We start from the raw sequence: 21954 nt of genomic DNA, 5'->3' as shown, positions 1-21954 counted from the left end.
TTTAATTATTTATATCAAATGTTCATTGCAACTTCTTTATCCATTTTAGGTATCTCAGAAACAAAATTCATAATTTTATCCTTGGAAAAGTTTCTAAAACTACCTATATTGAGCATCCTTTTCAGTTCTTTTTCATTATTTAAACTTTTGACCATAACTTTTCTCCTTATTATAACTTCACAAGACTTTTCTCGCTTCATACATCAACAAAAATAATAGTCATAAATTTAGCCAAATAATACTACAGCGCGAATTTAGATTTCAGCTACCACTTAACTTAAATATACTATATACCATTTCTTCCAAATCAAGCACCAAATTATAAATCAAACGAAGCAACAATAAAAAAGCCAGGTATCCACTAAGGTTGTAGATACCTAGCTTCCTAATTATTTGAAAGTTTTATCTCAATTATAATATTTCCTTTACTCGGCCAACGGTGCCATCTTCTAGCATGACTTTAATACCATGTGGATGGTTTTGAGAGTTTGTCAGGATTTTACCCACAATACCCTCTGTTAATTTTCCAGATCGTTGGTCCTGTTTTTGAACAATTTTTACCTGGCTACCAATTTGAATATTACTTCTTTTATTACCTTCGTTCATGATGGACTCCTTTTACAGGTCTCGATTTGTTATAGTCGCAACCATTTGTTTAACCCATTTTATCAGAAGTTCATCGAAAAAGGCTAATATTAAAAATAATGGAAAGCCAGTCGCTGTACCTTTACCAATATCACCAGTAATAATCCCAACAACAAACCAACATAAAATACCGTAGCATAATTATTCGGGTTCTATTTCCAACATAAAATCTCCATATCAGTCCTCAAACAACCTAAAATTATCTAACTTTTTAACGTTCGTTTTTCTCAAATTATTGAAAGTATGATTGTATGTTTTATATTGTAATATGCACAATCACGAATATTATTTTTGGGATAAAAAAGGCTATAATCTATTCAATTATAGCCTGCATAACATATAAAATTGTTGCTACATCAATCTATATATTACTAAGTCGTTAAATCGTAGCTAATGCTTTATCTAAGTCAGCTATGATATCATCCACATTTTCAATTCCGATAGATAAACGGATTGTTTCAGGTTTAATGCCACCTTCAGCTAATTTTTTTTCAGTTAATTGACTATGGGTCATTGAAGCCGGGTGAACCACTAATGATTTAGCATCTCCAACATTCGCTAATAGAGAGAATAATTCTAGATTTTCAATGAATTTGACCCCACCTTCATAGCCACCTTTAACACCAAAGGTAAAGATTGAACCTGCCCCTAGAGGTAAGTATTTTTCTTTTAAGCTATAATATGGGCTACTTTCTAATCCCGCATAATCAACCCATTCTACTTTGTCGTGTTGTGCTAAGAATGTAGCCACTTTCTCTGCATTTTCAACATGACGATCCATACGTACATGTAATGATTCTAAGCCTTGAACTAATAACCAAGCATTGAAAGGTGAAATTGAAGCCCCAGTATCACGTAATAGCGTCGCACGAATTTTTGTAGTATATGCTGCTGGGCCAAAGGCATCTGCGAAAACAAGATCATTATAAGTTGGATCTGCTTGACTTAAGCCTGGGAACTTATCATTTTGTTTCCAGTCAAACTGTCCACTTTCTACAATTACCCCACCAATTGACGTACCGTGACCACCAATAAATTTAGTCGCTGAATGGACAACGATATCTGCACCATGTTCAATAGGACGCGCTAGATATGGTGTTGCAAAAGTATTATCAACGATTAATGGAATACCATGCTTATGTGCTACTTCAGCTAAGCCACTAATATCTTCAATATTTCCAGCCGGATTGCCGATTGTTTCTACAAATACAGCCTTGGTATTGTCTTGAATAGCTTTGTCCATATTCGCTAAATCACTCGTATCTACTATCGTTACATCGATACCGAAGTCCTTGAAAGTATGTTCAAATAAGTTGTGGCTTCCGCCATATAGGTTAGCTGTCGCTACAATATGGTCTCCTGCTTTAGCTAAAACTTGAATAGCATAAGTAATAGCGGTCATACCCGAAGCGACAGCCAAACCAGCTGAACCGCCTTCTAAAGCAGCCACTCTACCTTCAAAGACGCCCTGAGTAGGATTTGTGATTCGCGTATAAATATTGCCACCTTCTGCTAAGGCAAAACGATTAGCGCCTTGCGCAACATCATCAAAAACATAAGCTGTTGTTTGGTGTAAAGGAACAGCGCGTGACCCTGTTTCATCAATCGTTTGGGCAGCGTGAATGGCTTGTGTCTCAATTTTATAGTCTTTTGTCATAATAAATCCCCCCGATTTTATCATTTTTCATCAAAAAAGCTTCCATCCTTTGCTTATGCAAAGGATGAAAGCTACTTCATGGTACCACCTTAATTTATTATATTATTGCTAATATAAACTCACAGAGTACGCTAAAAATCATTGTACTCTTTCCCTGTAACGGGGGCTCCCGAATAATCCTCACCTATCTTAGGCTCAAACTATTATACTCCAAGACCATTTTCTTCTAATCTCCTTGACCTACTTCCACCACACATAGGCTCTCTCAGCAAGGGTCATAAAATACTTATCCCATCATCGCGTATTGCATATATCAATTTAGATATATAATAATGTCATTTTGATGATAAGTCAACCTTTTATATTTAATTGTTTTTTCATTTTAAATCTTTTGTTAAGCGTAATTCACTATATTAATAAGATGTAGTGCATTACTTTTTAAAAATTAGTTTTATACCTTCATCAACTTAATTCTTGCTTACAGGTAATCTCTCCGCAACTTTTACTTACTCATTAAATTACTGCTGATACTTTTTCTAAACCTGTGATGATTATATTAACACCTTCGATTCCAAAGAATAAACGGGTTGTTTCAAGCTTTATGAGAAACCTATCATCATAAATACCACCTACAAGTATTATCGACTTAGCTTATTTTTATAAAAATCGTTGAAGTATTTGCTTGGTTTCTTCGTCGTTTAATTCAGATTGATTGGCACTTTGAGAGACGGAGTGGATAATATCCGCTAAGTTGATTTGCTGCATCTCCAATTCGACGCTACGTTGCAATTGATCATATTTTTCAGCTAATACACCTTGGATGTTACCCCCTACAACACAAGTTGGGGCTGTTTTTTCATCCACCCGGAATATTTGCTGTTCTTCATCAATAGCTTGATAAATATCATAAAAAGAAATCGCCGCTGGTTCTCTACTTAATTGCGGATTAGCCTTTCCTGATTGGCTGATAATAAGGCCGGCCTTTTTAAGGCTACTCATAATGCGTCTAACAGAAACGGGATTAGCATTCACACTTTTGGCAATCACTTCACTAGATAAGTCCGTACCTTGAAGCATCTCAATATAAACTAAAATATGAATAGCATCACTAAACTTTACTGAATGTTTCATCTGAATATCCCACCTCTTTTCTCTTGACTTATTATAGCACATTCACTATGATTACCCTGTAACTTTAATTATTACAGGTAGAAAAAAGGAGTGTTTATTCATGAAATATTTAGTAACTGGCGCAACAGGTGCCTTTGGTGGGCTCGCATTAGACAAATTAAATACATTAGTTCCCGTATCAGATATCCACATCTTAGCACGTAGCGAAGAAAAAGCTGCGCCACTTGCTGAAGCTGGCTATACAGTACACATCGGCGATTACTTAGATAAAGCATCTTTAAAAGCTGCCTTCACAGGTATTGACCGCTTATTACTAGTTTCATCAGCACCTGGCACTCGTCAAGAAGAACATCAAAATGCAATTGATGCAGCTAAAGAAGCTGGCGTTAGCTTTATCACCTATACAAGCTTCGCCCATGCAGACCAATCTTCTGCCGACTTAGCAACTGACCACCGTTATACCGAAAAAGCCATCAAAGCATCCGGCATTCCATTTACAATTTTAAGAAACAACTGGTACTTGGAAAATGAACTACCGCTAGTAGGTGCAGCTTTAAACAGTGGTAAACTATTATACACCGCTGAAAATGGTAAAGCTGGTTGGGCATTACGCCGCGAATACGCTGAAGCAGCTGCGACCGTTTTAGCTGGTGAAAAAACTTTCCCTGAAATCCTAGAACTATCTGGTAAACCAGTAGACTACGCGACTTTAACTAAAGCACTAGCAGAAGCAACAGGTAAAGAAATTGCCCCTCTAGAAACTAACGACGAAGCATTCGTTAAAAATCTAACTGACAATCAATTACCAGAACCAGTAGCAGGCTTCTTCCTAGCAATCCAAAAAGACATCAAAAATGGTGTATTGGATGTACAATCAGACGACTTTGCAAAAGTATTAGGCAAACCGCTAACACCGCTTGTAGACGCCTTTAAAGAATTACTTCAATAATTCATATCGTTCAATAAACCCTTCTTCAAAAAAAATCAAAAGACTCTACTAGCTAGCCTTAGCGGCAACTAGTAGGGTCTCTTTTTTACTACCGTATTGCTTTATAGTCCACATCTGTATAGGAAAAATTAGTAATCAAATTGACCAATTGATCATAAGTTTCAAGACTTATTGCCTCCTTAAGTCCATCATAATCATTAACATGGACTTTTCCTATACAACACACGCAAACTCTAGCAATATGTGCCCCAGAACATGGCTCATCACGACAGATCACAGCAATATGATCATGCTCCTTAGGGTCCCCTGTCTTACTTCTGCGGAAACGAAAATATGGCATAAAACCTAGGGCGCCAATCCCATCTACAAATTCACTAAAATTTACGCACTCATCATTAAACATTCGACACACTCCTAGTTATTTTATTCAATAAAAAAAGCACAACGCGACTCGTCGTGCCAATAACTTGGTTAGACTCATCTATCTCTTTCGAGTTGGAATTAGCACCTTGCCAAAGGTAGGTTGCTGAAGCTTCATAGGGCCAAATCCCTCCACTTGCTCTGAATAAGTTGTGTTCTTTGATTGTATACGTATTATACCAGACGTATGGATAGATTTCAAATCGTGATGAAAGCAGACATTTAAATTAAGATAAGCAAACTTTTATTCGACTTATTTATCCATACAATTATGAAGTAAAAATGATGATACCTATACGCGACGCTAGTTCGACGTTTCAAAACTATCATCATCCATTTGACGTTTGATTATCCTAGCTATCTTCCAAATGATAAAACCTCCTAAAGCAAGACTGTAATCTGGCTTTAAGAGGCATCTACAAACTATACTAGTAGCTAGTATAATCATTATTTATTTAAAAAGATATGGGAATTTTACATATAAATCCCTGTTCAAACACAGTATGTGTTGCTACACTAAAATTCCCTACTACGTATACTATAATCATTAAGCAAGTTCTGTAACCCACTTTATAGGCTACTGTAATCTATATTGTAAGTGTCCCATTGTGACAAGTCGCCTGCTTCTAACCCTTTCTTAAACCAGTTTTGCCGTTGCTCAGCAGTACCGTGTGTAAAAGAGTCGGGCATCGTACGGCCATAGGCCTTTTCTTGCAAGACATCATCACCAATGTGATAAGCTGCGTTTAATCCTTCTTCAAGGTCCCCTGCTTCCATCCAATCATTCTCAACGACGTTATGTGCCCATACACCAGCAAGATAGTCAGCTTGTAATTCCAACCGTACAGTCCATTGATTTTGTTCAGTTTGACCTACTTCAGACTGAATTTGTCTAACCTGGTTGGAAATACCAAGTTGCTGTTGGACATGGTGACCTACTTCATGGGCGATTACATAGGCCATAGCAAAATCACCACCGCCTCCATAATTTTTAACAAGTTGATTATAGAAATCTAAGTCGATATAAATAGTTTCATCCGTTGGACAATAGAAAGGTCCAACTTCAGATGTATTATACCCACAAGATGAATTCACAGCATCCTCAAAGATGACCAAATCTGGCGCCTTATATGTATATCCAGCTTCAGAAAATGCTTGTGTCCAATATTCTTCGGTATCATAAAGGATAACAGAAACAAATTCAGCCAATTCATCTTCAGTAACTGTGTCACTATCTGTGGATCCAGTCTCTGGTAAACTGACCTGATTATTAGGATTTGCTTGAATTTGCGTATTCGATTCCATCTGTCCCGGTAATTGGACATCTACCTGACTGGTTTGATCGTTTGATTGATTATTGCTTGAACTAGACTGGTTGCCACCTAATAAAGATGTCCCACCAAATACAAAGAATATAATCAGCATTAAGATAATCGAACCGCAACCTAAGCTTCTACCTCCAGTTGATCTTCCACGCCCTCCTGGAAGTGGAATAGGTATTCTACCTCCGGATCGCCCTTGCCCCAAACCACCTAATCCACCACTTCCGGTGTTTCGACCACGCAAGTCTTTTACATTACCACTACGTTTGCGCCCTTGCCATTTCATGGAAATACCCCCTGACAGTTTTCTACATTATACCATATGTGATATATTCCATAAACAAATGTAATGTAAACGTTCCTCATAATTTATAAAAAGATGGTAATTAAGACTAGCGTGACCCGTAAGAATACTGAAGTATTTTTTATTGAACTATTACGGAAAAAACAGTCAATAAAGCCGTAAAGGCGTTGAATATCATCTACACATTCAACACCTTTATCATTTTCATTAACAGCCTTATATTACCAAGGTTTTAATCAACTATCTTTTCCATTAACATAACTGCTTCAACATGTTTTGAGATGAAATCATAGCTGTCAAAGGGGAATTTCTATTTTCCTTTTTTACCAAATTATCTTTGAGGGGATATATCCACTGTGGGCTTGCGTATGTGGGAAAATATCAGTTCCTTTATCCGATTTGAAAAAATGACTCCGACAGGTTGAAATCTTGTTTGCCCCGAAAAACTTGTCTACTCAGTTTTTATTCCAACAAAGAATGTATCACTTTAACAATGGTCAATCCATAATCAACAAAGAAGCTTTTTTGTTCTTCCGAATAGGTTTTTCTTTCCGATATTGCATCATCTGTGGCATGCCTAAAACAATGCATTTTCTTTCTATAGCTTGTTACTACATCGTTAGAAATATAATCAAAACAAATCGTAGAATAATCAAGTGTAAGAAACTTACCGTTCTTCTTTAATAAACTTTCTATTAAATTTGCTATCTCTGCAAGTTTTTCATCTATACTCATATTATTGAATGATGCTTGTCGGTTTGATATCTCAATAAACTTTTGATTGATTGAATCATCTATATCAACATAGGTTGATTTCTGCTCAAATGTCAACCTTGCAACAAATGTTCTTCTGACAGCATATCGAACAGTCCCATTATCATCATCTCCCTCTGCAATAATTCTGTTCCTAATTTCTCCATAAGTAAAGTCACTAGGTGCAACAGGTGGTCGTGCCAATAATCTAGGAAATTCTTTTATCACATATCCTACTTTGTATAAATAATACGATATGAGATAAAACCAACATTTATTTTCACTACCAGAAAAATCTACATCTGGCTGGCATAATTCTCTAAACTTTGTTATCGCTTCCTCTGCATCATACACCTCAAATTCATAATCCTCTACTTCCGTATAACCACTAAATATATTGTAAACATTATTAACGTTCTCAATCGAATCGTAAAAACGATAACGATATTCATCCTTTTGTATATTTTGGAATTAAAAATCTTTTAACTCCATACTGACACTCCAATTCTTTTGCTCAATTTCGTAGTGCACCTTCAGATAATCATCACTATAAATTCTAATTTATAACGTTACTCGGACTCATTACCGCTCTTTATCTCATCACCATCTGGAAAAGTTCAAAGCTCGATGATACAAGCATTATCCTTAATCAAGGTATTGTATTGCTAAAGCAATTAGGCCAAGCGTATCGCTTAAAAAACTGGAAACGATTCGAAACCACCCTGATTCAAGCGAATCAGCTGAAGATCTCATCAGGATTAAAGCGTGTCTTAAGAACCTTTAGAAAGTATCTGAAACCTATCCACAATTGTTTTGTTTACACAGGTTTGACTAATGGTCCCTTAGAGGGCATCAACAATAAGATTAAAGTACTAAAACGGAATGCCTATGGCTATCGAAACTATAGCCATTTTAGAGACAGAATCTTACTCATGACTCGTCTTTATGAACCCGAATCAAAGAAAAAAGATCAAGCAACGTTATTCGTCGCTTGATCTTAGCATGATCCTTCATCAACCTTATTTGACAAAGAGCCAATTTTTAAGCTAGAAAGTTAATTTTAGAATTCACATCATAACGTGTTGATTCAAGTGGTTCTTCGCCTGGTTTACCAATTGAAATTGCCATAATAGGCACGAAACGCTCATTATCAAGGTTTAAAGTTGCAACTAAGTCTTTTGAATTATAGCCTGCCCATGCATTCGCTTCATATCCGTGTGCTCTAGCAACCAATAATAATTGCATTGCTAACATTGAACTGGCTAAGGTAGCATCTTTAATTAAAAAGTCTCGATCAGCTTTCTCATACATTGGTAAAAATGAATTGAAGATGGCGTCTAATTTTTCTTTGGTAATTTTGCCCTCTTCATACACTTTGGTCCAAACTTCGCGATAAACTTTATGTGAGTGAGTATCGCCTAATATAAAGATTGTAACTGGTGCTGTTTCTAATTGGGGATAGTTAAACGGCATCGTGACTGCTTTGACTTTGTTACGAGCTTCTTCATTATCAACGACGACAAAGTGCCATGATTGTAAGTTACATGCGGATGGTGTAATTGTCGCTTCATCTAACATTTCGACGATTTCATCACGACTGATATTTTGACTAGGGTCAAATCGACGGTATGAACGACGATTGAATACGATATCTTTATAGTCATTATTAACATAATCTTTTGCTAAAAATTTCTCTCTCATGAAAACACTCTCCTTTTCTTATAAATTAATTTTATCGCAAAGCTGGTGGATTTACAATGAATTTGTGAAAAATTTAACAATCTATTAAAATAAATATGAGACCAAGCAAGAAGATTTATACTGTGATTAAAATAAAGATTTTTAATGAACTTTTTTGCTTTTATTGAGCGTTTATATTTAGATACAGCAGAGTGGCATTAAGTAACTCCTCGATCCCCCCCTCGGAAGAAGAGCTTCAAGACGGCCTAGGATAAAATAAAAAAAGTCAGTAGAACAAGCCCACTGACTTTTGAAACCCTTGTTTTTAATGATTAACGGTTAGACATGATAACTTTAATTTCGTCTTCATTAATACCTACTATCGCTTCGCCTAAATCAGTTGAAACTTCGACTAATTTGGCAGCATCTTTGTAATTGGCTACTGCTTCAACTATGGCTTTAGCACGTTTTTCTGGATTACCTGATTTGAAAATACCTGAACCAACGAAAACGCCTTCAGCACCTAATTGCACCATTAAAGCTGCATCAGCAGGTGTTGCCACCCCGCCAGCTGAAAAGTTCAACACAGGTAATTTACCACTATCATGGACTTGCTTTAATAAATCATAAGAGACGCCTAGTTCCTTAGCTTGGTTAAAGAGCTCATCATCTTGTAACGAAGCCACATAGCGGATTTGTTCATGGATTTTTCTTAAGTGGGTAACCGCTTGACTAACATCCCCCGTTCCTGCTTCACCTTTAGTACGAATCATTTTAGCCCCTTCTTGAATACGGCGTAAAGCTTCACCTAAATCTCTAGCGCCACAAACGAAAGGTGTTTCAAATTGGTGTTTATCAATATGATAAACATGGTCAGCTACTGATAAGACTTCTGACTCATCAATATAGTCAATTTGTAAACTTTCTAAGATTTGAGCTTCGACAAAGTGACCAATTCTTACTTTCGCCATAACTGGTATAGAAACCGCTTCTTGAATTTCTTTTATCATTTGAGGGTCACTCATTCGACTAACACCACCAGCAGCTCGAATGTCTGCAGGAACTCTTTCTAAAGCCATGATTGCTACGGCACCAGCCGCTTCAGCAATTTTAGCTTGTTCCACATTTACTACGTCCATGATTACGCCACCAGCTAGTTGTTTATGTACTTCTTCAATTGATCGTTTCATTTTGATTGCTCCTTTATAAATATTGTCTTCACTTTAACAGTCTTTTGGATGTTTCTTAAGATGCAAAAATGGATATTTTTATGGGTCCAGATAGTTTTTTTATGTATAATGGATAAAATGAATAATACGAGGGGAAAGAAATCATGATTACGGTGAACTTTAACGAAGACCAACACCTCTACTTACAAATAGTTGATGAAGTCATCCGGCAAATTGCCCAAGGACATTTAAAAAGTGGTGACCAATTACCCTCACGGCGGGCCTTGGCAGATCATTTAAAAGTCAGTCTTAATACGGTCATTAACGCTTATGACCAACTGACTGATGAAGGTTATATAGTTTCGAGGGAAAGATCTGGTTATTTTGTGGATTTACTTGCAATTGATATGTTGCCCTCTGAGGAAATTGAGACAAAGCCACAAAAACATGAGCATGCTAAAATAAGTGAAGCCAGCCAATATACTTATGATTTTCACTTTGCCAACCGTGATATGACTACTTTAAAACCCAAACAATTATTGCAGTATGCACCCGACGCTCTAGCAAAAAGCATGGCTAATTGTAATTTAAAAGAAGACTTGGGTGCGCTCCCTTTACGCTTGGCTATTGCTAATTATTTACGTAAATACCGGGGAGTGATGACTTCAGCTGACAATATCATCATTACAGGCGGTCATAAGGCTAGCTTACAGACGCTATTTGCCTTATTAGACGATTCAATCTATGCCTTAGAAGATCCTGGCTATTATAAAAATTTAGATGTCTTTACAGACTATCAGCAAAAGACGATTCGAATTCCGATTGATAAATATGGTTTCTCAGTTAAAGATTTGGAGACTACATCAGCTAACATCGTGATTACTACTCCCAACCATCAGTTTCCCACCGGCATTATCATGGGGATGCGTCGACGTCAGCGTTTATTAAAATGGGCCTATCAGGCAGAAAATCGTTATATTATTGAAAATGACTACTATAATGAGTTCCGTCTTAAGGGCCGTCCTGTTCCTGCTTTGACTAGTCTGGACGACCAAGAGCGCGTCATTTTATTAGGGGCCTTTCGTCAAAGTATGGGTTCAATTTTTAAGATGTCTTATTTAGTTTTACCCGATCAATTAATGGAAAAATTCCATCAAACTAAATTAAAAACCAGTGATATTTCCAGCTTTGAGCAATATTTAATGTCTGATTTTCTCAATTCTAACCATTTTCCTAAATACATTAATAGCCTGCGGACTAATTACCGTCGTAAGGAAAAAGCGGTTCTAGCAGCGCTTAACCAAACCCAACTACCCCTAACCATTAAGGAAGCAGGGGCTGGACTTTTCTTTATTATTAACATTGAGGGTGAGATTCCACCGGCTGACGTGATTCAAGCTAGGCTAGCAGAAAATAAGATCCGCTTGCAACCGGTCAACCACTACGCTAAATTAAAGAACAGCTTCGACCAAAGTTATATTTTAGGTTATGCTGGGCTAGCGCTTGATGAAATTTACCAAGCTATTCAAGCTTTAGTCACTATTTTTAATTAGATTAAAAGAAATTCAACTAGATAAACGACGATTACCAATACCGTCATAACTGCTAAAGTCACATAAGGATCATAAAATAAACATAAGTTTACATGTTCAAAACTATCAATGTAGGCTATGAATTCAAGCTTATATAAAAGCTCTAAAAGTAATGGTAAGTGCACCTGTACTCAAGCGCTGACTACTTCCTTCATAAGTTTGATAATTTCCCTATCCAACCTAACAGCCTTACTCTAATTGACCAGTTCCCACAAACATACCCCTGTTTGCATAATAAAAAGGAGTCACTTAATCTTAAAATTAAGTTTACTCCTTTTAATATTAGTGGAAGTTTTTATGTTGAAATGGCAACAGTTTTTTTGACAAATTTTATAAGGTGCAGAACTTCTTTCCGTATGCTATTCCGATTGTCCTTGACAATGAGCCTCCTCGGATGTGACGATCTTCGGCAGGAGCTAACAGTTAAAGTTAGACTGCCTCGCTAGCGTTCGCACATCCGAGCTCATTATCAAGGATTCGCTGCGCCAATTTCTGGTTACGGTAACCAACCGGTGTCTCGTAGCCAAGTGTACCGTGCAACCGAAGCAGTAACAGAAGAAATAAGGGCGTCCAGTTCTATCAAATCTAGCGTTGAGGTAGCTTCTGTGGTTACCGATACGAAAGAAAGTAAAGAAAATGAAGAAGTATATTCAGAGTCGGTAGTTCCTTCAGATGCTTCTGAAAGTGCCGAACCCCAACCGTCGGTATCTTTTGATGGCTATGCATTAATCGAAGTATATGGAGGGGAATTGTCAGGATATCGTGCAGCAAATGTAGTCGTTGATATCGGTTTTGGTGACAGGGAATATTGGGCCTACACAAATGAATTTGGGCAATTGGTTCGGGTTGTTGCAGCAGAAATCATTTTGCAAGATGATGCCACTGAACCGGTTAATTCCAACGGACGCTATTACGATGACGAAGCAAACGTTTCGGGTACTGAGAATTCAAATCTTGATCAAGGGCACGTCATCGCCGACTCCTTAGGAGGTGTGTCCAATGCCTATAATATTACTCCACAAGACAGTGTGCTGAACCGTCACGGGGATCAGGCTTATATGGAACGAAACATTGTGCAAGCAGGTGGGGCTACTAATTTAGAGGCTATCATTACCTATCCAGATACAACTACACAGGTTCCAAGTTCTTATAAATACACGTATACGATTAATGGGTACCAAGTAGTAGATGAATTCCAAAATATTAACCCAGATGAATACAACGCAGCACAAGGGCTAACAAGAGAAGATAGCTCACCTTCTGGCAGTTCCGGAATAGTAACATTCGCTGCACCCACCGAGACTGCTGGAGGAGATGTATCTGCTGTAGATACGAACGGCAATGGCCAAGTCACGATCCAAGAAGCAAAAAATGCAGGGTACGCTATACCCATTTATAGTGATCATTGGTTGTATCCGTACATGGATGACCGAGATGGGGATAGACAAGTCGGCGAATAGCTGTTAGAAATCTCATAAAATAACTCATACGTAGTCGGTAAAAATCAGTGCGTTGCGAGTCAGTTTCTAAAAATTATAATCCACTAAGTATAACCTTATTTTTTTTAGCTATACTATCGCCCTTGCAAAGGTTATCTTTTGACTTTTTCTGAGAGGTTTCATAAAGTTAGAGAAAAGTAATTCATGTGAATAACTGCGATGTTTGTTCTATTAAAAACAAGGAGGTTACACCATGGACAAGATTATGATCACCGGCGCAAGCGGTAACATAGGCAAAGTCTTAATAAACCATCTTAAAAAGAGTTACGAGTTGACTTTGGTGGATAACAATTTCTATGACGTTAGACCGGAGCTTTTGAAGGGCACTATCGTCAAAGAGCTCGACTTGACCGTTAGCGAAAATTGGGAGGGTCTATTAGAAGGAATCGACTATGTTATCCACTTAGCGGGTAATCCTTCCCCCAATGCTGCGTTTGATGATTCATTGATTGAAATGAATTACAAGATGCCTTACTATTTATTCAAAGAAGCCTCAAAGAACGAGAACTTCGTTAAGCGGATTATCTTTGCAAGCTCTATTCATGCTGTAAATGCCTATCCGAAAAATGTGCAAGTGTCTGTCGATGATCCAGTCCGGCCAGGAGATCTGTACGGTGTCTCAAAAGTCTACCAAGAAAGCCTTGCCAGCTATTTCGCCTTTATAGAAGGGCAAGAATCAATTGGCATTCGTATTGGTAATTTCAATGAAAACCTTCATGACCCGATTGTTGATGAATCCGGGCTGTCCGAATACCTTTCCCCGCGAGACCTTTGCCACCTAGTTGAATGCGCTATCAGGGTTACGCTGACTGAACCGTTTTTATTGGTTAATGGGTTGTCGAATAATAGATTCCCGCGTCTAGACATTTCACAGGCAGGGACAGCCATCAGTTACCAGCCACGTGATGATGCCTTTGCACTGCAGGACTTCTTTACTGACGAAAATAGAAATTAATTCTATCAAATTCTCCAAAAAAGAGCGCTGCTGTATATAAGAATCCATATTTCACTTGTTAAGTTTACTACGTATTGAGGGGGACCTTATGGGAGAAGTTATAGAAGGACTTTATGCAACGTCGGAAGATGCTAGCCTTGTTATTGAGCGGCTTAAGAATCAAGGTTTTCCCTCTTCTGATATAACGGTTATAGCAAACGCAGATATATATGGTAATTTTAGTGACATAGTAGATGCAGATGTAACTATACACTCTCGTACAAAGAAAGATATTGAAGATTCTATATGGGAAAAAGTTAAAGGGATTTTTGTAAAAATGGATCAAAAGAAAGAAGCATGTGACTTCACAGGTTCCACACAGACGGAAACAAAGCCACTATTCTCTTTTAATAAAGAAATTAATGCGGGAGCTGTAGTAATCTTAGTAAACGAGGAGGCTGACAATACTATAAATAAATGACAACTTAAATAATGAAATGGCAACAGTTTTTTTGACAAATTTTATAAGGTGCAGAACTTCTTTCCGTATGCTATTCCGATTGTCCTTGACAATGAGCCTCCTCGGATGTGACGATCTTCGGCAGGAGCTAACAGTTAAAGTTAGACTGCCTCGCTAGCGTTCGCACATCCGAGCTCATTATCAAGGATTCGCTGCGCCAATTTCTGGTTACGGTAACCAACCGGTGTCTCGTAGCCAAGTGTACCGTGCAACCGAAGGTGGTTCCACCAATTGACATAGTCAAATAACTCATAACTTGAAGACGGAAACCACTCTGAGTATATTCTACCCCATACATTTTGAGGTGTCTCTGGGAATGGTCCAATCGATTCAAATACTGCCCAGGTACAAGCATCAATTTTTAATACATCAAATTCTGCTATTTCATCACCTGAAGTTGCTACCCCGATGTAATGATCCAACTCGCCCTTTTCTTCCATTCTTCCTTCTGAAAAATTAGTGGAAGCACTAATAATACCCATTGGTTCTACATTTGAGATTGCTTTTAATTGTTTAATAGCCTCCGGTGTTAAAAATTCGGTCATTTGTGCAATCTCTTGCTTGACACCTTCAAAAATAATTGGGACTCTCTTCTTAAATCCTACTAACTTAAACGACTCTTTCTCAACAATACGATAGTTCATTTCGCATCCTCCTTTAATTGATAATTGAAAGGTCATTCGTGGATAAGCTTTTAATTGTGTATTCTCACTCCTTGCCTCAGAAGGGAGAATACCATGCAGGGAATGAAAAGCACGGGAAAATGAATCAGCCGAATTATAGCCATATTTGACGGCTACATCAATTATTCTCAAATTTGTATCTTTCAAATCAATTGCAGCCAACGACAGTCTTCTTCTCCGAATATATTCTGATAAACCTATGCCAGCTAAAAATGAAAACATCCGCTTAAAATGATACTCTGAACAGTAAGCAATTTTAGATACTTCACTATAGTCAATTTCTTCTGTTAAGTGCTCTTCAATATATGTCAATGCATTATTCATATTGCTTAACGTATCCAACAAACAACCTCCTTTCAATTTCAATATTAGCAAAGGATTTAATTACCCACCCGATAATCTGTGCACAATAAAATCGACTAAATTTAAAAATATTACTCACAATTACAACTATTTTAATGAACTGAACTTCAACTACAATTAAAGACTTAGGGAGTTCTTTCGCTAAAATGTTACAAACCACAAGCGTCTCAACATGTCATGTTGGGCATGTAATAATTGATTACAGTGTGTTGGAAATGTGGTTCGAATGATTATTAATATAAACTATTGACTGACCACTCCCAAATTTTAAATCATATATAGACCTTTGATATACCCCTAATGCTTTCATTATATTTTCACTCTTTGAATTTGAGTGAAAACAAAAACGTTGTCGACCTTTTTCATCAATACCTGGTTCAAATCCTGTCACTTCATAAGCAGAAACCACTGTATTATTTATCCCCGTATTGATTCCTAAAATATATTTAACTTTTTCAGCTTTATCTTTCGCAACTCTCCAAGTCCCTAACGTTCTAGATTTAAGATTATGGTCATCTCTATCGTAAAAAGGGTAATCATACGTTTCATCCTTATCTAACTGGAGGGAGTCTGTTATCTTGACAGCAAGTATAAGTTCGTCAATTTGTATTTCAGTTATGGACATTGGGATACTTCCAAACTGTTTTTCCAAATCACCCACTTCAGTTCCCCGGACTCCATGACCATTTACTTTATTTGTTAGGTTTCGAGGCGAAAAAATGTTAAATAAATTTATTAAAGTGTTTTCGCTCGCGAACGCTTCTCGTTCTGATAACCAGTAATTTAAAATTACTTTTTTTATTGGAAATCCTTCTGCCTTAATAGCTCTGATTTTGTTAATTTTTAAGTCTTCAGTTTTATCTTCACTTTCTAATAGCAGTTCCGACTTTTTATCAAAGGCAGCTTTCTCATGATTAAAGACTCGTTGGCCTTTCCCTTTACCGATGTAGAATATCTCTTCCTCATCGTTACTAGTATCGACTAAACAATAGATATAGAACTCTTTATCTTTGTTTTTATTTAAATATGATAATACTCTATCTGAAAATTTTTCCATAAAATATTCCTTTTTATCATCTTTTTCAATTCTGAAGCTATCTAGTAATCAACAAATAAATTAAATAGGCCTCAACATCCTCGTTAGCTCATCTAATTTTTTCGGTGGGTTAACAAGAATTTCACGGGCCTTATCCATATCAACTTTCACATTATATGTTAAAATTCCAGATGGTTTGCCTTTAAAAAGATAATATACAATATAACCTCCGGCAACTTCTTCAATAATCGCATCATCACGGTTGCGACTCATTTCACCGACACCTTCAATAGAAATATCTAAGACATTCGTATAAGAGAGTGGTGCACCATGATTATAAACTTCTTCAGCGCCCGTCATGTTTCGTCCCGCTACTTTCCCAGAATACTCCGCTTGTTCTTCATGTTCAAAACGATTACGTCCTATGATTACATCTGGATAATTCAACACATCTCCTGCTGCATAGATATGTTTGTTGGAAGTTTGCAAATACTTGTCAGCTATGACGCCATTACCCACTTCTAACCCAGCTGCTTCTGCTAATTCAACATTTGGCTTTAATCCAATTCCTAAAACAAGAATATCCGCTTTCAATACAGCGCCGTTCTCTAATGTAAGACTCACTTGATTGTCCTCTACACTGTAACTATTAGCATACGTATTGTTTATCAAAGAAACGCCAATATCTACAAAGCGCTGTTGAAATTCTTTAGCAAGCATTCGTGGTAGTCGTTTTTCGTTTAATATTTCATTAGGAAAAACAAGCGTCACATCCATATCATTCAGCTTTAGACCTGCTGCAAGTTCTGTTCCAACCCAGCCTCCTCCAACGATAATGACCTTGCTCCCAGGTTTGGCTAATTTTCGGAGGTTTCGGTAATCTTTTAAGTTTCTTAAAGCTAGGACACGCTCGCTCTCCAGCCCATCAATCCACTTTGGAGCGCCACCCAGTGAATAAAGCAATTTTTCGTATTGATAGATTTCTCCACTCTCAATCTCAATCGTTTGTTGATCGGCATTAATTTGCTTCACAGTTGTCCCAGTTAAGATATCAATCGATTCATCATCCGAAATATTATAATATATCGTTTCTTTTGGATAGTCTGGCTCTGTCCAAAATTCTTTACTTAATGGAGGACGATAGTAGGGTTTGTCAGTTTCTTGCGTGACTATCAACAATGTCCCTTTACGGTCATACTTACGAATTTCCATTGCGGCATTGGCACAAGCCATCCCGCCACCTAATATTATATATTTATATGAATATTGCATAAATCACGCCTTCCTTTTTCTCTTCCTACATATATTACCAAAATTCTTCTTAAATGTTTTTGTATACGCTATATTTCTTATTGTCTCTCGAATTAGATCTATGATTGTCTCAGTTATTCAAGTATAACCTATTAATAAAATATCAGCTTATTTATTTCCCATTTAGAGAATAAGAAAGCTGTGATCCATAATTGTTAAAAAATATACATAAAAAAGAGACACAAAACGATGCTAATTATATTGCATCGTTCTGTGCCTCTTTCATATTCCGGTTGTGTTATATGTATCTAAGCTCAACCTTATATACTTTAATGGTATATTCTACTTTCCGTGAAGCTGCTTAAAATTCTATGCAATCAGTGACCAAAGATGTTGAATCGTACCATTCTCTAACAGAATAAAAATACCCAAGCCGATGAAAACGACTGGTACGATGACTTTTTCGTAACGCTCAACTACCTCACCAATCATAGGAACCGAAGCTAATCGTTTGGATAAATAACACAAGGTAAAAATCCCAATGATAAAAACAAGGATCACAACCATGACTTCCTGGAAGGACATTCCAGTAAAGTAAGGAATATAAATTCCCAAATTATCTCCGCCAAGGGCAATGGTCAGAGCAACCACACTCGCAACTTCTGACTGTCTATGCGACATCTTTTCTTCTAAGTCCTTTTCATCTACATCTTCATCGATGAAGATAGCCCGAATCCCCAGAATCAAAGGAAGTAAACCAAGTAATCCGATCACCCAATCTTGTGGAATAAAGTTCAAGAAGTACGCTGCAATGAGACTAAAGCCAACGAGCAACCCCGTTCCAATATATTGGCCAATATAAATTGATCGTTGTTTAACCGTATTCATGGTAGAGAAAAGAATCGTTAAAACAACCAAATAATCGATGGACGTAGAGATAAAAACTAACATTGAAGATATAATTATTTCCATAAGCCTCCCCTTTCAATATGTTTATTAGAATTGGTGGTTTTCACACAAACACATCAACTTGGCCAAAGCCAAGGGAGAATGTTTAATAAATTGCTTCATATAAAACATCCAACTTTCATATTTTTTTCACGTGACTCATATGCTTTCTAAACCAACATTTATGAAGTCGCTTTGTTCCCTCGAGAATTATACCATTAAACATACAATGTTTCAGCCACTCAGCTTGCTCATTTTGCTTGCCTTCTTGGAAAATCCCTGCATGGGTAGGAGATCTACTTCTGCGAAACTAACGTTTCTTCTCAAGTAGTGTCACTGTCTCAACATGCCAAGTTTGTGGGAACATATCTAATGGTTGAACTTGCTCGAAGTCATAGCCTGCTTCTACGAATTTTGCGATGTCTCGTGCCATAGTTGTTGGATTGCACGAAACATAGACAATCTTTTCTGGGTTAGCTCCAATTGTTGATTCGATGAAAGTATCATCTAAGCCTTTACGTGGTGGGTCTACAACAACTACGTCCGGTTGAACGCCTGCTTTAACCCATTCGTCCATTACTGTTTCGGCTTGTCCTGTTTCAAAATGGACGTTATTAATATAATTTTTAGCTGCATTATTTTTGGCCATTTTTACAGCATCGCCTACCACTTCAACCCCGTATACTTGTTTGGCTTTTTTCGCTAGAGCCATGGTGATTGTACCAATACCACAATAGGCATCTACTACTGTTTCCTCACCTGTTAGATCAGCCGCATCAATCGCCAATTGATATAATTTTTCCGCTTGAGGAGTATTGATTTGGAAGAATGATCTACTTGAAATATCAAAGGTAAAATCAAACATCTTATCTTCGTATTTGTCCACACCGTATACCACACGTGGTTTCCCTGACATCACGACATTTGTTTGTTTAGTATTCGAACTCAAGACAATAGACACAACTTCTGGTACTTTTTCCACAATTTCAGTCACAATTTGATTTTCTGCTGGTAAATCTTTGCCATTAATCACAATAATGACCATGATTTGGTTTGTGTAGTAGCCTTTACGGATTACAATATTACGTATTAGTCCTGAATGTTTCGCTTCATCATAGCCTTTTAATTCATATTGATTAAAGATATCCACAATGCTTGCGATAGCTTCGTCAATTCCAGGTAATTGGATTTTAAAATCTTCCACAGGGATAATCTCATGAGAATTTTTCCGGTAAAAGCCTGAATATAATTGTCCTTCATCATCCGTACCGATAGGAATTTGCGCTTTATTACGGTATTTAAAAGTATCTTCAGAACCTACAGTAGGCAATACTTCGCGCCCTTCAGCTAGACCAAAACGACTAAAAGCATTCTCCACTTGTTTTTGTTTGAGAGCAAGTTGGGCTTCATAAGTCATATGTTGCAGCGGCATTGTACCCACTTGGCTTGATACCTTATCCACAATGTCTACTCGGTCTGGTGAATCCACAGTTCGTTCCATCATTTTTCCATAGCCAAACTTTTTACCCACAGAAATGGCCTTAATTGTCCCCTCCTCACCTGGTAAAGCATCCTCTACGAATAGTGGATAACCATCCACTTTAACCACACCTAAACCTTGAAAAGTAAGGTCTTCAATTGTCCCCTCAAAAGATTCATTCTTTTGAATTGGCGTTGTATATTTTTGTTTCATATTTATCATCATCCTTTTTCATTGTCCCCACCATTTTACCATGTATACCCTTGAAATACTTGAGAAAACAACAAAACGCCAACACCCAAGTGCCAGCGTTACTAATCAAATATTTTTTATAATGTGTTTCTTAACCCATCAAATAAATGAGTGTATCAATCTTATCGCCAAAACAGATGTCATTATGCTTATCCATTCTGTTACCAAATTCAATGTTCTTGGTTCATAATCTAAGTGAATTTTACACTTAAAGCCAAAGGATTACTTCAAGTATCCTTTATAAATATTCACATATTTATCGATGAAGGATAAGTATTGGTCCACTTCAATAGATTCGTCTATGGTATGAGCGCTATCAATCCTACCTGGTCCATAAATAACAAAGTCAAATTTGTTATCTACATTGGTAAAGTTAGACCCGTCAGTTGCACCACTTAACCCGCGGTTTTCCGCTTGTGGATCTTCTAGCTTAATTAAATCTACTAATACAGAATCATTATCTCCATCTGCATATTGGTTGTTTTGTAACAAGTTCAATTCTAACATACCTTGACCGTTAGCGTTAATATCTTCAATCACGTCATTGAAAATGCCAACCACAACGTCATTGCCTACTTCAGGAATTGTCCGTGCATTTCCTGATAGGACTGTATATTCAGGGACTGAGTTGATTTGGTTGCCCCCTTCAATCATAGTGAAGACATTCAACATTTTACCTAACATATCGTTTTCAGCTGTCGCAGCCGCTTCATCAATCTTGACATTGGTCTTGTTGATAAAATCGTTAATCAGCTGGATGGTGTTAACCCCTTTTTCTGGTGTAGAGGAATGGGCAGCACGTCCGTGGGCAATGACTTGATATTGGATTGATCCCTTGTGCTTTGTGTAATAATAAGGTGTTGATGGTTCAGCAATGATCATGCCGTCAATATCTTCTGTATAACCTAGGTCAGTTAATTGTTTAGACCCTAGCATACCAATTTCTTCCCCTACACAGGCTAATAAGCGAACTGTTCCACTAAAGTCTTGGCCAGATTCTTTTAATTCGATCATAGCGATGATTAAAGCCGTTAACCCAGCCTTCATATCAGTTGTTCCGCGTCCGTACATCACGCCATCATGGATTTCTGCCCCATATGGTGGGTATGTCCATAAGTCAGGATTACCCGCATCTACCACGTCCATATGACCTGATACCGCTAAAATTTTACCTTCTTCGTTACCTTTTAATTCAGCTACTAAGTTGGCACGACCGTCTGCATATTGAATCAATTGCGATTCAATGCCGTGGGCTTCAAGTAAGTTCTTGTAGTATAGGGCAACAATTTCTTCATTACCATTAGGTGTTTCTAATTGGATGACATCCTGTAAAATTTTAATTTTCTCTTGTTTATCCATAGAAACC

The 21954-nt window shown here is 37.3% G+C and carries 19 protein-coding genes, 2 pseudogenes, 1 riboswitch and 1 other annotated feature; of the genes and pseudogenes, 6 read left to right on the top strand and 15 right to left on the bottom strand.

Annotated features, from left to right (window positions below; genetic code table 11):
• Window positions 1–411: 411 nt before the first annotated feature.
• The 3 genes from A6J77_RS05545 to A6J77_RS05535 all read right to left on the bottom strand — a co-directional run bounded on the left by A6J77_RS05545 (window position 412) and on the right by A6J77_RS05535 (window position 3433).
• The gene (locus tag A6J77_RS05545; protein ID WP_059133858.1) at window positions 412–606 is read right to left on the bottom strand and encodes a YwbE family protein; all 195 of its coding nucleotides are present in this window, start codon (window positions 604–606) and stop codon (window positions 412–414) included.
• Window positions 607–1024: 418 nt separating this feature from the next.
• Window positions 1025–2302: an O-acetylhomoserine aminocarboxypropyltransferase/cysteine synthase family protein gene (locus tag A6J77_RS05540; protein ID WP_083068886.1), complete on the bottom strand. Its 1278-nt coding sequence runs from the start codon at window positions 2300–2302 to the stop codon at window positions 1025–1027.
• Between the two features lie 57 nt (window positions 2303–2359).
• Window positions 2360–2609, bottom strand: a binding site (T-box leader).
• Between the two features lie 350 nt (window positions 2610–2959).
• Window positions 2960–3433: an Rrf2 family transcriptional regulator gene (locus A6J77_RS05535; protein ID WP_083068885.1), complete on the bottom strand. Its 474-nt coding sequence runs from the start codon at window positions 3431–3433 to the stop codon at window positions 2960–2962.
• 100 nt (window positions 3434–3533) lie between these two features.
• Here A6J77_RS05535 and A6J77_RS05530 point away from each other — a divergent pair, with 100 nt between their 5' ends.
• A complete protein-coding gene (locus A6J77_RS05530) occupies window positions 3534–4382 on the top strand; it encodes an SDR family oxidoreductase (RefSeq protein ID WP_083068883.1) in 849 nt (282 codons plus the stop codon).
• A gap of 88 nt (window positions 4383–4470) precedes the next feature.
• Here A6J77_RS05530 and A6J77_RS05525 read toward each other — a convergent pair whose 3' ends face one another.
• The 3 genes from A6J77_RS05525 to A6J77_RS05515 all read right to left on the bottom strand — a co-directional run bounded on the left by A6J77_RS05525 (window position 4471) and on the right by A6J77_RS05515 (window position 7535).
• On the bottom strand, window positions 4471–4785 hold the full coding sequence (locus A6J77_RS05525) for a hypothetical protein (RefSeq protein WP_083068881.1): 315 nt from the start codon (window positions 4783–4785) through the stop codon (window positions 4471–4473).
• 71 nt (window positions 4786–4856) lie between these two features.
• Window positions 4857–4954, bottom strand: a riboswitch (SAM riboswitch).
• Window positions 4955–5372: 418 nt separating this feature from the next.
• Window positions 5373–6410, bottom strand: a complete 1038-nt coding sequence (locus A6J77_RS05520) for a neutral zinc metallopeptidase (protein WP_083068879.1) — start codon at window positions 6408–6410, stop codon at window positions 5373–5375.
• 480 nt (window positions 6411–6890) lie between these two features.
• Complete coding sequence (locus tag A6J77_RS05515; RefSeq protein ID WP_227645130.1) at window positions 6891–7535, bottom strand: hypothetical protein; 645 nt, start codon at window positions 7533–7535, stop codon at window positions 6891–6893.
• A gap of 308 nt (window positions 7536–7843) precedes the next feature.
• Here A6J77_RS05515 and A6J77_RS05510 point away from each other — a divergent pair, with 308 nt between their 5' ends.
• Complete coding sequence (locus tag A6J77_RS05510) at window positions 7844–8176, top strand: transposase (RefSeq protein ID WP_127885813.1); 333 nt, start codon at window positions 7844–7846, stop codon at window positions 8174–8176.
• Between the two features lie 46 nt (window positions 8177–8222).
• Here A6J77_RS05510 and A6J77_RS05505 read toward each other — a convergent pair whose 3' ends face one another.
• Both A6J77_RS05505 and pdxS read right to left on the bottom strand, forming a co-directional pair.
• Window positions 8223–8882: a nitroreductase family protein gene (locus A6J77_RS05505; RefSeq protein WP_083068875.1), complete on the bottom strand. Its 660-nt coding sequence runs from the start codon at window positions 8880–8882 to the stop codon at window positions 8223–8225.
• Between the two features lie 311 nt (window positions 8883–9193).
• The gene (gene pdxS / locus A6J77_RS05500; RefSeq protein ID WP_083068874.1) at window positions 9194–10051 is read right to left on the bottom strand and encodes a pyridoxal 5'-phosphate synthase lyase subunit PdxS; all 858 of its coding nucleotides are present in this window, start codon (window positions 10049–10051) and stop codon (window positions 9194–9196) included.
• Window positions 10052–10194: 143 nt separating this feature from the next.
• Between pdxS and A6J77_RS05495 the strand changes: the two genes are divergently transcribed.
• The 4 genes from A6J77_RS05495 to A6J77_RS05475 all read left to right on the top strand — a co-directional run bounded on the left by A6J77_RS05495 (window position 10195) and on the right by A6J77_RS05475 (window position 14536).
• Window positions 10195–11583 (top strand): PLP-dependent aminotransferase family protein, encoded by a 1389-nt coding sequence (locus A6J77_RS05495; protein WP_083068871.1) that lies wholly within the window; start codon window positions 10195–10197, stop codon window positions 11581–11583.
• A gap of 551 nt (window positions 11584–12134) precedes the next feature.
• Entirely contained in the window at window positions 12135–13082 is a 948-nt protein-coding gene (locus tag A6J77_RS05485; protein ID WP_083068869.1) for a DNA/RNA non-specific endonuclease, read from the top strand.
• Between the two features lie 232 nt (window positions 13083–13314).
• Complete coding sequence (locus tag A6J77_RS05480) at window positions 13315–14076, top strand: NAD-dependent epimerase/dehydratase family protein (protein ID WP_083068867.1); 762 nt, start codon at window positions 13315–13317, stop codon at window positions 14074–14076.
• A gap of 88 nt (window positions 14077–14164) precedes the next feature.
• Window positions 14165–14536 carry a general stress protein gene (locus tag A6J77_RS05475; RefSeq protein ID WP_083068865.1) on the top strand — a complete coding sequence of 124 codons (372 nt, stop codon included), beginning with the start codon at window positions 14165–14167 and terminating at the stop codon, window positions 14534–14536.
• A gap of 140 nt (window positions 14537–14676) precedes the next feature.
• Here A6J77_RS05475 and A6J77_RS09500 read toward each other — a convergent pair.
• The 7 genes and pseudogenes from A6J77_RS09500 to A6J77_RS05445 form a co-directional block, all read right to left on the bottom strand.
• Window positions 14677–14826: pseudogene (locus A6J77_RS09500) on the bottom strand (IS3 family transposase); the annotation flags it as partial.
• 6 nt (window positions 14827–14832) lie between these two features.
• Window positions 14833–15582: pseudogene (locus A6J77_RS05470) on the bottom strand (AraC family transcriptional regulator); the annotation flags it as partial.
• A 238-nt stretch (window positions 15583–15820) separates the two neighbouring features.
• Window positions 15821–16678, bottom strand: a complete 858-nt coding sequence (locus tag A6J77_RS05465; RefSeq protein WP_083068862.1) for an LEM-3-like GIY-YIG domain-containing protein — start codon at window positions 16676–16678, stop codon at window positions 15821–15823.
• A 60-nt stretch (window positions 16679–16738) separates the two neighbouring features.
• Window positions 16739–17929, bottom strand: a complete 1191-nt coding sequence (locus A6J77_RS05460) for an NAD(P)/FAD-dependent oxidoreductase (protein ID WP_083068860.1) — start codon at window positions 17927–17929, stop codon at window positions 16739–16741.
• A 348-nt stretch (window positions 17930–18277) separates the two neighbouring features.
• Window positions 18278–18880 carry a CadD family cadmium resistance transporter gene (locus tag A6J77_RS05455; protein ID WP_069286121.1) on the bottom strand — a complete coding sequence of 201 codons (603 nt, stop codon included), beginning with the start codon at window positions 18878–18880 and terminating at the stop codon, window positions 18278–18280.
• A gap of 286 nt (window positions 18881–19166) precedes the next feature.
• Complete coding sequence (gene rlmD / locus A6J77_RS05450; RefSeq protein WP_227645129.1) at window positions 19167–20549, bottom strand: 23S rRNA (uracil(1939)-C(5))-methyltransferase RlmD; 1383 nt, start codon at window positions 20547–20549, stop codon at window positions 19167–19169.
• Window positions 20550–20810: 261 nt separating this feature from the next.
• A complete protein-coding gene (locus A6J77_RS05445; RefSeq protein ID WP_083068856.1) occupies window positions 20811–21947 on the bottom strand; it encodes an ArgE/DapE family deacylase in 1137 nt (378 codons plus the stop codon).
• Window positions 21948–21954 lie beyond the last annotated feature (7 nt).

It is taken from the genome of Aerococcus viridans, assembly GCF_002083135.2.
Classification (GTDB): domain Bacteria; phylum Bacillota; class Bacilli; order Lactobacillales; family Aerococcaceae; genus Aerococcus; species Aerococcus viridans_C.
The sequence above is the reverse complement of the archived record's forward strand: the minus strand, read 5'-3'. Positions and strand labels throughout refer to the sequence as shown.

Bases quoted from the DNA above. Each gene is read 5' to 3' on its own strand.
- A6J77_RS05505 (WP_083068875.1), bottom strand. From the start codon at position 8,882: ATGAGAGAGAAATTTTTAGCAAAAGATTATGTTAATAATGACTATAAA.
- A6J77_RS05540 (WP_083068886.1), bottom strand. From the start codon at position 2,302: ATGACAAAAGACTATAAAATTGAGACACAAGCCATTCACGCTGCCCAA.
- pdxS (WP_083068874.1), bottom strand. From the start codon at position 10,051: ATGAAACGATCAATTGAAGAAGTACATAAACAACTAGCTGGTGGCGTA.
- A6J77_RS05460 (WP_083068860.1), bottom strand. From the start codon at position 17,929: ATGCAATATTCATATAAATATATAATATTAGGTGGCGGGATGGCTTGT.
- A6J77_RS05495 (WP_083068871.1), top strand. From the start codon at position 10,195: ATGATTACGGTGAACTTTAACGAAGACCAACACCTCTACTTACAAATA.
- A6J77_RS05525 (WP_083068881.1), bottom strand. From the start codon at position 4,785: ATGTTTAATGATGAGTGCGTAAATTTTAGTGAATTTGTAGATGGGATT.
- A6J77_RS05455 (WP_069286121.1), bottom strand. From the start codon at position 18,880: ATGGAAATAATTATATCTTCAATGTTAGTTTTTATCTCTACGTCCATC.
- A6J77_RS05545 (WP_059133858.1), bottom strand. From the start codon at position 606: ATGAACGAAGGTAATAAAAGAAGTAATATTCAAATTGGTAGCCAGGTA.
- A6J77_RS05520 (WP_083068879.1), bottom strand. From the start codon at position 6,410: ATGAAATGGCAAGGGCGCAAACGTAGTGGTAATGTAAAAGACTTGCGT.
- A6J77_RS05530 (WP_083068883.1), top strand. From the start codon at position 3,534: ATGAAATATTTAGTAACTGGCGCAACAGGTGCCTTTGGTGGGCTCGCA.
- A6J77_RS05465 (WP_083068862.1), bottom strand. From the start codon at position 16,678: ATGGAAAAATTTTCAGATAGAGTATTATCATATTTAAATAAAAACAAA.
- A6J77_RS05535 (WP_083068885.1), bottom strand. From the start codon at position 3,433: ATGAAACATTCAGTAAAGTTTAGTGATGCTATTCATATTTTAGTTTAT.
- A6J77_RS05480 (WP_083068867.1), top strand. From the start codon at position 13,315: ATGGACAAGATTATGATCACCGGCGCAAGCGGTAACATAGGCAAAGTC.
- A6J77_RS05445 (WP_083068856.1), bottom strand. From the start codon at position 21,947: ATGGATAAACAAGAGAAAATTAAAATTTTACAGGATGTCATCCAATTA.
- A6J77_RS05475 (WP_083068865.1), top strand. From the start codon at position 14,165: ATGGGAGAAGTTATAGAAGGACTTTATGCAACGTCGGAAGATGCTAGC.
- rlmD (WP_227645129.1), bottom strand. From the start codon at position 20,549: ATGAAACAAAAATATACAACGCCAATTCAAAAGAATGAATCTTTTGAG.